The organism is Chryseobacterium sp. MP_3.2 (assembly GCF_035984805.1).
In the GTDB taxonomy this organism is placed as follows: domain Bacteria; phylum Bacteroidota; class Bacteroidia; order Flavobacteriales; family Weeksellaceae; genus Kaistella.
Genome location: NZ_JAXCHW010000005.1, coordinates 34084 through 46870, shown reverse-complemented (window position 1 = coordinate 46870; position 12787 = coordinate 34084). Strand labels below are relative to the sequence as shown.

Here is a 12787-nt window from a genome sequence, read left to right as displayed (position 1 = left end):
GAATTTTCGAGGTGCAAAAGTAGTGAAAAGTAATTAAAATTAATAGAAAGGAAAAAGGATGGTAAAAAATTGTGCCTTTTTCAATTTTTTGAGGATAATTTCAGCAAAATCGAGAGAAATGCAGTGGAAATCAATTTCAAACTCTTCCGAAAAACCATCATTTTATTCGTCCGTTTGCGTATTTTTTTGATGGCAATTCACTTTTACCCTCTAAAAATCATCTTTTTCCACCCAGCATGAAATATTGTAATGAGTAAGGATAAAGGATAAATGAAATCAAATCACAATTATAAAATATGGATTGATGCGAATAAAAAAAGAATCCATCAAGTTAATGATGGATTCCAAACACAAATGATGAAAAAAAATTTATTCTCGGCTTTATCAGCCTTGAATGGTGCAAATATTATATAATTTTTTGAATTATCAAAACTTTTATCTATAATTTTTACAATTTTCAGCAAAAAAACAAACCCACGGAAAAATCCGCGGGCTCGTTAACACAAATGATGGAAAAAATAAATTTTCAAGTAAGAAGTTGCAATTATCGCGCCACATTTTGTCAAATTGCAGAAATGGACTAGTAATCAATCTGTTGTACGGAAAACTAAACCACTTTCATCAAAATAATCCAGCGTAATACGGTCTCCATCATTAACATTGCCACTTAATATTTCTTTGGTTAATTTATTTAGCACTTCTTGCTGCAAAACTCTTTTCAAAGGTCTTGCACCAAAACTTGGATCATATCCTTTATTGGTAATATAGAAAATGGCGTCTTCTGTGGCCGTCATAAATATTCCGCGTTTTGCGAGCATGTCATTAAATCCACGCAATTGATAGTGAACAATTTTTCCAATTTCTTTTTTGCTCAAGGGTTGAAAAAGGACTGTTTCATCAATTCTGTTCAAAAATTCTGGACGCAAGGTTTGCTTTAATAAACTGAAAACCTCTTCTTTCGTTTTCGCTACAATTTCATCTACATTTTCCTCTGTAATATTTTCAAAGTTTTCTTGAATCAAATGAGAGCCTAAATTGGAAGTCATAATGATGATCGAGTTTTTGAAATTGACAACGCGTCCTTTATTATCCGTCAATCGTCCATCATCTAAAACTTGAAGCAATGTATTAAAAACATCGGGATGCGCTTTTTCAATTTCATCTAAAAGCACCACGGAATAAGGTCTTCGTCGAACCGCTTCGGTTAATTGGCCACCTTCATCATAACCAACATATCCTGGAGGAGCGCCGACCAATCGTGACACTGAATGTCTTTCCTGATATTCGCTCATGTCGATTCTGGTCATATTATTTTCATCGTCAAATAAATATTCGGCAAGAGCTTTTGCCAATTCCGTTTTCCCAACTCCTGTAGTTCCAAGGAATAAGAAACTCCCAATCGGTTTTTTCTCATCATTCAAACCAGCGCGGTTTCTGCGGATGGCATCTGCAATTGATTCGATTGCTTCTTCCTGACCGACGACTCTTTTGTGCAGTTCATCTTCTAAATGCAATAATTTTTCTCTTTCGGACTGAATTAATTTTGTCACGGGAATTCCGGTCCATTTAGAAATTACTTCAGAAATATCTTCTGCAGTGACTTCTTCTTTGATTAATTCATTCTGATGATTTTGCATTTCTAGTTCCAGTTTCTGCAAATCACCTTCTTTCTCTTTTATTTTTCCATATTGAATTTCTGCAACTTTAGCGTAGTCACCAATTCGCGACGCTCTTTCTGCTTCTAGTTTTAAGGCTTCTATGTCCTTTTTAATGTTAGTTAAGTCCTCAGATTTCTGTTTTTCTTTCAACCATTTCGCGTTAATTTCATTTCGGTCTTCGGAAACTTTTGAAATATCTTCTTTTAAATGTTTCACTTTCACGTCATTTCCTTCTCTGGAAATTGCTGCGAGTTCGATTTCCATTTGCATCAATTTACGATCAAACACATCGAGCTCTTCGGGTTTGCTATTAATTTCCATGCGTAACTTCGCTGATGCTTCATCAATTAAATCGATGGCTTTATCTGGTAAAAAACGATCAGAAATATAGCGTTGAGATTGCTCAACCGCCGCGATAATTGCTTCATCTTTAATCCGAACTTTATGGTGTGCTTCATATTTATCTTTAATTCCACGCAAAATAGAAATCGCAGATTCTGTATCGGGTTCTTCTACCATTACTTTTTGAAAACGTCTTTCTAAAGCTTTATCTTTTTCAAAATATTTTTGATATTCATTTAAAGTCGTCGCACCAATTGCTCTGAGTTCTCCACGTGCCAAAGCTGGTTTTAAAATATTAGCAGCATCCATCGCACCGTCGCCTCCACCTGCACCAACCAAAGTGTGGATCTCGTCGATAAACAAAATAATTTGCCCATCAGAATTGGTAACCTCATTGATAACGGATTTCAATCGTTCTTCAAATTCCCCTTTGTATTTTGCTCCGGCAATTAATGCACCCATATCTAAAGAGTACAAAGTTTTGTCCTGCAAATTTTCTGGGATGTCGCCAGAAATAATTCGGTGCGCAATTCCTTCCGCGATCGCAGTTTTACCTACTCCAGGTTCCCCAATTAAGATTGGATTATTCTTCGTTCTTCTGGATAAAATTTGCAAAACGCGGCGGATTTCTTCGTCTCGTCCAATTACGGGATCAAGTTTTCCTTCCGCTGCTAATTCATTGAAATTTTTCGCGTATTTATTTAAACTTTGGTAGGTTTCTTCGGAACTGGCGGAAGTTGCTTTTGATCCTTTTCTCAATTCGTTGATTGCCATTTCCAAACCTTTTTTGGTGACGCCCATATCTTTGAGCATTTTAGAAACTTCTGAATTCACATCAAAAAGAGATAACCATAAATGTTCGATGGTTACAAACTCATCGCCCATTTTCTTGGCTATATTTGGTGCATCCAGCAATATTTTATTGGCTGATTGAGAGAGGTAAACATTTCCGCCTTCCACTTTCGGGAGTTTTTCTAAACTTTCGCGGTTTCTCTCCCGAACTAAGGTCAATTCAGCTTCAGATTTTTTCAAGAGAAATACCGAAATATTTTCATCAATCTGAAAAATTCCTTCCAAGAGATGTTGGGGTTCAATACTTTGATTTCCAAACTCCATCGCAATTTGTTGCGCTTTTTGGATGGCTTCCTGTGATTTTACGGTATATTGATTTAAATTCATAGCAGTAATTTTTTAAGTTTTAGAAACAGTAAGAATCCCTATAAATCTACGAATTCCTACTCTTCCTAATCAATCATTATTTAATTCTAACATGCTATCCGCAAAAAGTGTACACTTATAAAATTCCGATAATATTCAGTCAAAATTTCCGAATTTAGCAATAAAAGCAATTTTTTACGAGACAAAATTTCCGAAATACTCTATTTTAATATTTAATATCGCATCAAAATTATATATAATGGAGAACTTATAGACAAAGGTAATGAGAGAAATCCCTTTTCTCTTTTTCTAAATTTAAGTATATTTGTTCAAACTGTTTTTCCAAAAATTATGCACCATTTTCATCTATTAAAGGCGACCAAAGTAAAGAAAGAAACCAACGACTGTATCCATATTGGCTTCGAGATACCGCCACATTTACGTCACGAATTTGCCTTTAAGCAAGGTCAATATATCAACGTAAGATTTTTGATGGAGGGTGAAGATTTACGACGTAGTTATTCCATTATTAACTCGCCCAGTGAGGAAAACGGGGAATTGGAGATTTTGGTGAAACATTTAGATCAGGGAAAAGTTTCAACTTATTTGAATCATGAATTAAAGGAAGGGGCAATGGTAGAAGTGATGGCTCCATCTGGTCACTTTTACACGCATTACAACGCAATTAATCAAAAAACATATATTGGTTTAGCAGCGGGAAGTGGAATTTCTCCGGTTTTATCTAATTTAAAAGAGGCACTTTACCAAGAACCAAAAAGTAAGGCGTATCTGCTTTTCAGCAACAAAAGTCTGAATGACATTATCTTCAAAAAAGAATTAGATCATTTGGTAGAAAAGTTTGAAGGAAGACTTAAAATCATTTACCTTCTTTCTCGGGAGAAGCATTTTGAAGATGAACTTTTTGAAGGAAGAATTTCTGCTGAAAAGTTGGATTTAATTTTTGAAAGGTTTCCAGGAATTCCAGTTCAAGACGCTACTTATTTCATCTGTGGTCCTTCAGAAATGATAAAAGGAATTGGAAATTATTTGAAAAAAGATAAGAAAGTTCCCTCTTTGCAAGTGATGTATGAATATTATTCCGCGCCCGACGACGGGGAAAATGCAGAAATGAGTGATGAATTTAAGGCCATTCCGAACTTAGAAAGTATGGTCACTTTAATCATAGACGATGATGAATACTCCTTTCATTTAAATTCGAAAAAAAACAGTATTTTAGACCAAGCATTGATGGACAAACTTCCAGTTCCATTTGCGTGTAAAGGCGGCGTTTGTTGTACTTGTAAAGCACAGGTGATGGAAGGTGAAGTATTTATGGAGAAAAATTTCGCATTAACCGACGACGAAGTTGCGCGAGGTTTTGTACTGACTTGTCAGTGTCACCCGACAACCAATGTAGTGATGCTGAATTATGATGTTTAAGTAGTAATTAATAAAAATTTTAGCCATGGCACTCTGGAAATTTATATCTTTAATTGAAGTGGACAAAGAATTCTTAGTAGAAGGAATTAATATTTGGAATCATTATTGGCACTGTTCAGAAAGAAAAATCGAAGTTATTGGTCCACTCAGTGGCAACCCCTATCTTTTTAATCAATATGACATTAATACGCCAGAAAAAACAATAACCTTCGTGGTAGGCGAATTTTCTGAAGGACGAATTGGGCTTTATGTACCAGAAGAGATTGCAATAGCAATTCATTAATTCGCCTTTTTAAATCATTTTTAAAACGCACCTTATGAATCAAGAAAAATTTTTAGAATACGTACAAGGAGAAAATAAAGTAGAACCTAAAGACGTAATGCCCGACGATTACAGAAAATTATTGGTTCGCCAAATTTCTCAGCATGCCCACTCTGAGATTGTAGGAATGCTTCCGGAAGCGAACTGGATTTCCCGCGCACCTACACTTCGAAGAAAGATGGCGCTTTTGGCAAAAATTCAAGACGAAGCGGGACACGGCCTTTATTTATATGCCGCGTCGGAAACATTAAATAATGGGGACAACGGTGCAGACCGAGATTCCACGTACAACGATATGCTTTCTGGAAAGGCAAAATATTCCAGTATTTTTAATTATCCGGCACTTTCTTGGGCAGATATTGGCGCAATCGGCTGGTTGGTTGATGGAGCCGCGATTATGAACCAAGTCATGTTGATGGGAAATTCCTACGGTCCATATTCCAGAGCAATGGTGAGGATTTGCAAAGAGGAATCTTTTCACCAAAGACAAGGATATGAAATTTTGATGACGCTTTGCAGAGGTACGAAAGAACAAAAAAATCTTGCACAAGAGGCCTTGAACCGTTTTTGGTGGCCGGCTTTGATGATGTTTGGACCAAATGACGCTGATTCTCCAAACTCTACAAAATCAATGAATTATCGTGTAAAAAGAGAAAGCAATGATGATTTGCGTCAAAGATTTGTAGATGTTACGGTTTCTCAGGCGGAATTTTTAGGCTTAAAAGTTCCAGATGAAAATTTAATATGGAATGAAGAAAGACAACACTACGATTTTGGAGATTTACCTTGGGATGAATTTATGGAAGTTTTGAAAGGAAATGGACCATGCAATAAGAAACGTTTGGAAACGAAAAGAATAGCACAAAGAGAACATTCTTGGGTAAAAGACGCAGCGATAGCTTTTTCTGCGCGCTTGAAAGAAGAAACCGTGAATCAATAATTGACCATGATTTGGCAAGGACGTTTCGATGGCGATGATCCCCTCTATCATAGAATCTTTCAAAGAGTTAATTTGGAAGATAATTACGACAACATTTTACCGAATGATTTCGTTCTGCACGGTTTTTCCGTAGATGAAGGCGTAAATAGAAATAAAGGAAGAGTCGGGGCGAAAGACGCTCCAGATGTCATCAGAAAAAGTTGCACAAATTTTCCCGTTGTGAACGCTAATTTTGCTTTGAAGGATTTTGGCAATATTACGTGCGATGATGCTAATTTGGAAGAAGCTCAAAATATCCTAGCAGAAAAAGTTCAACGTGTCTTAGAAAAAGGTGGAAAATCACTTGTTTTCGGCGGTGGACATGAAGTGATGTTTGGACATTATTCTGGACTTAGAAAAGCATTCCCAAATAAAAAAATTGGAATTATTAATTTTGATGCCCATTTTGATAATCGGGAAATTGACCCACAAATTGGTGAAAGTTCTGGCACTGGATTTTGGCAGATTGCTCAAGAAGGTTGTATTAACTGTTTACATATTGGAATCCAGCGAAATTCAAACACGCTTAAGCTTTTCGATACTGCACATCAATTTGGAATGAAATACATTCTGTCCGATGAACTATTCTGGGAAAATTTACCTCAGAACTATGAGGTCATTAATCATTTTCTAGCTCCTATAGACGTATTATATCTTACTGTTTGCATGGATGTTTTCAATGCCGCAATTGCTCCTGGGGTCTCTGCTCTTGCTTATAATGGAATCTTTGCAGACGCAGCATTTTCTCATCTGTATCGTCATATTCTGAAATCTAATAAATTAGTGGCTTTAGATTTTGCAGAAGTTAATCCTACCTATGATATCGACAATAAAACCGCGAGATTAGCTGCCAGTTTAGCCAACGAATGGTTCATGCAAACCAATTAAATTCAATTAATTACCGTTCCTCAATTTCTAATTTTATTCAAGGTAGAACCATAGAAATTAAATGTTTTTACCGGACGATTCCATTAAATCACATACTTTTGAGGGCATTTTAAAAAGATTCAGGTTTCGTTTAGACGACAAATAATACTATCTTAGCATTCTAAATTTATAAAATTAGACTTGAAACGATGGCTCTTTAATATTCATCAAAAAAATTTCAAATCATAAAGAATTTTATATATTTGCAGCAACTAACAATTAATCAAAAAATAAATTACTATGTCAGACATTGCATCAAGAGTAAAAGCTATCATCGCTGATAAACTAGACGTTGAAGAAACTGAAGTAACTCCAGAAGCTAGCTTCACAAACGATCTAGGAGCAGACTCCTTAGACACTGTGGAATTAATTATGGAATTCGAAAAAGAATTTAACATTCAAATTCCAGATGATCAAGCAGAAAAAATTACTACCGTAGGACACGCTATTGCTTACATTGAAGAAGTGGTAAACAAATAATACTTATCATTTAGAAAAAAATTTATGGAATTAAAAAGAGTGGTAGTAACCGGGTTCGGCGCCATTACACCTGTTGGAAATAATGCGAAAGACTTCTGGGAAAGCCTCTTAAAAGGCGAGAGCGGTGCTGCTCCTATCACTCTTTTTGATGCCACAAATTTTAAAACCACATTTGCATGTGAAGTGAAAAACTTCAATCCCTTAGATCACTTCGAAAAAAAAGAAGCGAAAAAGATGGATCGTAATACTCAGCTCGGACTTGTTGCCGCCAGAGAAGCCGTAGTTCATTCACGGATTATGGAAGATGGCGTAGACAAAAACAGAGTAGGCGTAATTTGGGGTTCTGGAATTGGTGGTCTTGGAACGTTTGAAACGGAAGTTTTAGGTTGGGCGAATACAGATATTCCCCGCTTTAATCCGTTCTTTATTCCTAAAATGATCGCTGATATTACACCAGGACATATTTCCATTGAGTATGGATTTCATGGTCCTAATTACGCAACTGTTTCTGCATGTGCATCTTCTGCAAACGCAATCATTGATTCTAAAATGCTAATTCAGCTCGGCAAAGCAGACGTAATTGTTTGTGGAGGGTCCGAAGCAGCTGTTACAGCAAGTGGAGTTGGCGGTTTTAATGCAATGATGGCACTATCCACAAGAAACGACGATCCTACCACCGCATCCCGACCATTTGACAAAGACCGTGATGGATTTGTGTTGGGTGAAGGCGCCGGAGCAATTATTTTAGAAGAATATGAGCACGCCAAAAAACGTGGCGCTACTATTTATGCAGAATTAAAAGGTGGCGGAATGAGTGCAGATGCTTATCACATGACGGCTCCACATCCTGAAGGGTTGGGTGCCTTTTTGGTAATGAAAAATTGCCTAGATGATGCTGAAATCACTGCAGATCAAGTAGATCACATCAATATGCACGGAACTTCTACTCCTCTTGGAGACATTGCAGAATCAAACGCAATATCTAGATTATTGGGAGAACACGCATTTGATATTCAAATTAATTCTACTAAATCCATGACGGGTCACTTACTAGGTGCCGCAGGAGTTATAGAGGCAATCGCTGCGATTCATACCATTATTCACAATGTAGTACCACCAACCATTAATCATTTTACCGACGATGAAAAAATCGACAGTAGATTGAATTTTACTTTCGGTGAAGCCGTAGAAAAAGAGGTTAATGTGGCTATGAGTAATACTTTTGGATTTGGAGGGCACAACGCTTGTGTACTTTTCCAAAAAATCTAAGCCAGAGACCAATGGAGTTAAAGAAGTACATTTCTAAATTCCTTCTAAACAGAAAAAAAACCTTTTCCGAAAAGGATTATTTTTTATCCACTGAAATCAGTAAAATTACGGGTTGCGAAGTACAAAACATTAATCTTTACCGAGAAGCATTTTCCCTAAAAACATCTTGCAAGGAACATCAACTCAGAAATTATGAAAGGCTGGAATTTTTGGGAGATTCTGTATTAGGAGCTATCATTTCTTGTCAATTATTTTCTACGTATCCTCACGCAAATGAAGGATATCTCACGCAGATGAAATCCAAAATTGTCAATAGGAAGAACCTGAATAAATTAGGTAATGAACTTAATCTCACTAAATTTCTTCAGAATGAGTCACCTTCAACCTTAAGTGAAAATATTTCGGGTAATTTATTCGAAGCTTTAATTGGTGCACTGTATTTAGATGTAGATTATGAAACCTGTAAAAATGTAGTTATAGAAAGGCTCTTAACGCCTTCTGAAATTAATAAGCTGGAAAACAAGATCGTAAGTTACAAAGGTTTATTACTAGAGTGGAGTCAAAAAAAGAAAGTCACTATTAAATATGTGACTTGCGAAGAATTACAACCGAGCAAGCAATTGGTTTTTCGAACTTACGTTTATTTTAATGAGGAGAAAATTTCTAATGCTACAGAGACTTCTAAAAAGAAAGCTGAAGAAAAGGCAGCTCAGCGCGCATTTTATATTTTGAATAAAAAAAAATGTATCATTGAAAAATCAAAAAATCCTGCTTGACATTGAGGAGGAAGAAGAAGAAATTACTTTAGGACTCGTACGGCTATCCAAAGATGTTGCCGATTATGAGTTATTTTTTCAGATCAATACATTAAATACTTTCAAATTTTCCCGAATAGCTGACTATGTACATCAGGGAAAATACTATGAATACCATTTCCCAAGATTTCAAGCTTTTCATACAGATTCCCGCATTTGCATTCACTTTATCTCTAATAAATCTGCACAAAATATCTTAAAAAAAGTTTCTACGGAATTATTTTCAGTTGAAGAACAAACGCTATATTTATTAGATGGTTTTCAAGATGTGGATTATTTAATATGGACCTCTGAGCCATTTGATGATTTTTCCGTAATTTTGCTCCCGGAAAATATGGTATTTCAAATCCAGAATTTTCCGTTAAGTTCTAATGAAGAACTTTTTCACTCAATACAATACTATGCTTAAATATTTAAAAAAGACAAAAATCATTGCAACACTTGGACCTGCCTCTTCTGACAAGGAAGTTATTTTGCAGTTGATTCAAGCTGGAGTAGATGTTTTTCGAATTAATTTTTCTCATGCTGACTATGATTTGGTTAAGAGAAACGTGGCCACAATTAGAGAACTCAATCAGGAATATGGTTTCTCTGTAGGGATTTTAGGAGATTTGCAAGGTCCAAAATTAAGAGTGGGAGTTGTAAAAGAAGGATCTTATCTTAATCCAGGTGATATTTTAACCTTCACCAATGAAAAAATAGAAGGAGATTCTAAAAAAGTTTATATGACTTACCAGAAATTTCCACAAGATGTGAAAGCTGGGGAAAGAATATTGATTGATGACGGTAAATTGGTATTAGAAGTTATAGAAACCAATAATATAGATACCGTAACTGCGAAAACGATTCAAGGTGGACCGCTTAGTTCTAAAAAGGGCGTAAATCTACCAAATACAGATGTTTCTCTACCAGCTTTAACTGAAAAGGATGTGGAGGATGCGAACTTTATGTTGGACTTAGAATTAGACTGGATTGCACTTTCATTCGTTCGTCATGCGCAAGACATTATTGACTTAAAGGAAATCATTAAAAATCACCCCACCAATAAACAAAAAACACCTATCATTGCGAAAATTGAAAAACCTGAAGGGGTTAAAAATATTGAGCAAATATTATTGGAATGTGATGGTTTAATGGTTGCCAGAGGTGATTTAGGAGTGGAAGTTCCGATGGAAGAAGTTCCAGCAATACAGAAAAATTTAGTAGAAATTGCGAGAAAATATTCTAAGCCTGTAATTATTGCAACCCAGATGATGGAAACGATGATTAACAGTTTAACACCGACTAGAGCAGAGGTTAATGACGTTGCAAACTCCGTACTAGACGGTGCAGATGCAGTGATGCTTTCTGGTGAAACATCTGTGGGACGATATCCGGTGGATGTGGTGAAAAATATGTCTAAGATCATTAAAAATATTGAACAGACTAATTTTTACAAAACTAAAAACTCACCGATCGAGCATGATTTTAATTGCATAGATGAGCGTTTCATCACGAATAGAGTATGTCTTGCTGCTGTTAGAATTGCGAAAACTACCATTGTAGAAGCCATTATTACTCTGACTTATTCTGGATATACCGCCTTCCAAATTGCAGCACACCGACCGAATTCTAATATCATTGTTTACAGTTCAAATAAACGCGTTTTAACGATGCTGAATTTACTTTGGGGAGTACGTGCATTTTATTATGATATGGAAAAATCTACGGATGAAACCATTATTCAGGTTAATATGTTAACTCATACGCATGGATTTGTAGAGCAGGGAGATTTTGTGATCAACCTCAACGCAACTCCAGCATACGAAGGTGGAAAAACCAACACGTTAAGACTGACTACGATTTAAAGACTTTCGAAAATTATAAAATGCGTGCTTATTGAACGCATTTTTTTTGTTACTTAGACCAAGCAAATTCGAAGGAATTGCAAATTAAACTGTTTATTGCTTTACAAGTACAAATCCTTGAATTGACCTTTAGTTAGAAGCCGAGAATATTTATTTAAACCACAAAAAAAAGACGCGTAAAATAAATTACCCGTCTTCCTTTTGACCACTTAAGTCCATCATTTGTGTTGACTGCGGCAAAGGTATAAATTCATTTTATTCTACCAAAGTACAATTTTGTACAATTATATTTGTTAAATTTATGTTAAATTTGTTTTTCACACATTTAACCTAATGAATATCGAGGAAAGAAATCTACATCATTTACGCCGTGCAGTTTGCGAGCAATTCGGGAGAGAAGTCAACACTTCAGTGCATTGCAATGAATTGTCTGTGGCGATTCAAAAAGACGGAATTCTTATTAATCCGCAAACATTTCGGAGATTTTTTGGGTTGATCAAAACCCATGGAGGTTTTAGTAATTTCACTTTAGACGCGCTTGCTTTCTATTGCGGACATGCTGATTTTTCTGCTTACAAGAAAACTTTGATAGAAAACGAACTCGAGTTATTTTTGGATGAAATTGGACGCACCAGATCAAAAGATAATTACTGGAAGATAAGTGATGACCTTTGTCGGAAAATTATCGAATCACCTTCTTTGTTGGTCAGCGTCCATCATAAATTACTTAAATACCCTTTAGCAAGAACCTTTTTCATGGAACATCATCCCATTCGGGATCTTGCCGGAACTGTGTATTCCCAATATTTTAAAGATTATTTGAAATATGAAAATTCCAATGAAGCAAAATTATTTGCCTACGGATTTTTATACATGGGAGCTTTTTTAACGGAGAATGAGGAATTCATGGATCTCTATTATCAAAAAATTAAAGAAATTGAGCTCACTCCAGAGATTTATATTTTACCTGTCGGAAGAAAATTTGGCGTAATGCTTCTTCATTCTCACTTCCGGAAAGATGATGAAACTTTTGATAAAGTTTTCAGCCAAATGGTAGCAGTGAGAGAAAATTATAGAGAAACTTCTGAAAAGTCTGTCTGCAGTTTTGAATATGCAGTGCTGGAACATTTAATTTTCACGGACAAAACCCAGGAAATGCTTTTCCTCATTGATAACAACATTACTCAGTTATACAGTGATAAAAAATTTATACCGCAAGACAGAAAGGAAAACCATGAGGAATGCTGGAGTATTATGTGTGCTGTGGCGTACCTTAAAATGAAAGATTACAAAAAATCAAAAAATTATTTAGATAAGGTCAATTTGGAAAACCTCTCTTTGGGCTGGCAAAAATATTATGCGATTCAATATTATATTGTTAAATATATTTTTTCTAATCCTTCTGAGAAAGAAGTGATCTTAAATAAACTCACGGAATTGATTGATGCTACACACTTTGATTATTATTCTAACATCTTAGCTATTCTCGAAGGTAGAACTTCTAGAAAATTAAATTCTGAACTGATGTCAAAATAAAAAAATCCGTTTCG

The 12787-nt window shown here is 35.6% G+C and carries 11 protein-coding genes; 10 read left to right on the top strand and 1 reads right to left on the bottom strand.

The genetic code is table 11. The features are described from left to right. Positions 1-587: 587 nt before the first annotated feature. Positions 588-3179 (bottom strand): ATP-dependent chaperone ClpB, encoded by a 2592-nt coding sequence (gene clpB, locus RCH13_RS08020; RefSeq protein ID WP_326986724.1) that lies wholly within the window; start codon positions 3177-3179, stop codon positions 588-590. A gap of 330 nt (positions 3180-3509) precedes the next feature. Here clpB and RCH13_RS08015 point away from each other — a divergent pair, with 330 nt between their 5' ends. The 10 genes from RCH13_RS08015 to RCH13_RS07970 all read left to right on the top strand — a co-directional run bounded on the left by RCH13_RS08015 (position 3510) and on the right by RCH13_RS07970 (position 12773). Continuing rightward, a complete protein-coding gene (locus tag RCH13_RS08015; protein ID WP_326986723.1) occupies positions 3510-4598 on the top strand; it encodes an FAD-binding oxidoreductase in 1089 nt (362 codons plus the stop codon). A 25-nt stretch (positions 4599-4623) separates the two neighbouring features. Further along, positions 4624-4881: a hypothetical protein gene (locus tag RCH13_RS08010; RefSeq protein WP_326986722.1), complete on the top strand. Its 258-nt coding sequence runs from the start codon at positions 4624-4626 to the stop codon at positions 4879-4881. Between the two features lie 34 nt (positions 4882-4915). Then, the gene (paaA, locus tag RCH13_RS08005) at positions 4916-5860 is read left to right on the top strand and encodes a 1,2-phenylacetyl-CoA epoxidase subunit PaaA (RefSeq protein WP_326986721.1); all 945 of its coding nucleotides are present in this window, start codon (positions 4916-4918) and stop codon (positions 5858-5860) included. 6 nt (positions 5861-5866) lie between these two features. Beyond that, positions 5867-6787 carry a formimidoylglutamase gene (hutG, locus tag RCH13_RS08000; RefSeq protein ID WP_442784620.1) on the top strand — a complete coding sequence of 307 codons (921 nt, stop codon included), beginning with the start codon at positions 5867-5869 and terminating at the stop codon, positions 6785-6787. Between the two features lie 279 nt (positions 6788-7066). After that, positions 7067-7306, top strand: a complete 240-nt coding sequence (locus RCH13_RS07995) for an acyl carrier protein (RefSeq protein ID WP_002976354.1) — start codon at positions 7067-7069, stop codon at positions 7304-7306. A gap of 24 nt (positions 7307-7330) precedes the next feature. Continuing rightward, complete coding sequence (gene fabF / locus RCH13_RS07990; protein ID WP_326986719.1) at positions 7331-8575, top strand: beta-ketoacyl-ACP synthase II; 1245 nt, start codon at positions 7331-7333, stop codon at positions 8573-8575. Positions 8576-8586: 11 nt separating this feature from the next. Continuing rightward, positions 8587-9351 carry a ribonuclease III gene (gene rnc, locus RCH13_RS07985; RefSeq protein ID WP_326986718.1) on the top strand — a complete coding sequence of 255 codons (765 nt, stop codon included), beginning with the start codon at positions 8587-8589 and terminating at the stop codon, positions 9349-9351. Continuing rightward, a complete protein-coding gene (locus tag RCH13_RS07980; protein ID WP_326986717.1) occupies positions 9326-9799 on the top strand; it encodes an IPExxxVDY family protein in 474 nt (157 codons plus the stop codon). Before rnc ends, RCH13_RS07980 begins: the two co-directional genes overlap by 26 nt. Further along, positions 9792-11237 carry a pyruvate kinase gene (gene pyk / locus RCH13_RS07975; RefSeq protein ID WP_326986716.1) on the top strand — a complete coding sequence of 482 codons (1446 nt, stop codon included), beginning with the start codon at positions 9792-9794 and terminating at the stop codon, positions 11235-11237. The genes RCH13_RS07980 and pyk overlap by 8 nt, the downstream gene beginning before the upstream one ends. A gap of 333 nt (positions 11238-11570) precedes the next feature. Further along, positions 11571-12773 carry a hypothetical protein gene (locus tag RCH13_RS07970; protein WP_326986715.1) on the top strand — a complete coding sequence of 401 codons (1203 nt, stop codon included), beginning with the start codon at positions 11571-11573 and terminating at the stop codon, positions 12771-12773. Positions 12774-12787: the final 14 nt, after the last annotated feature.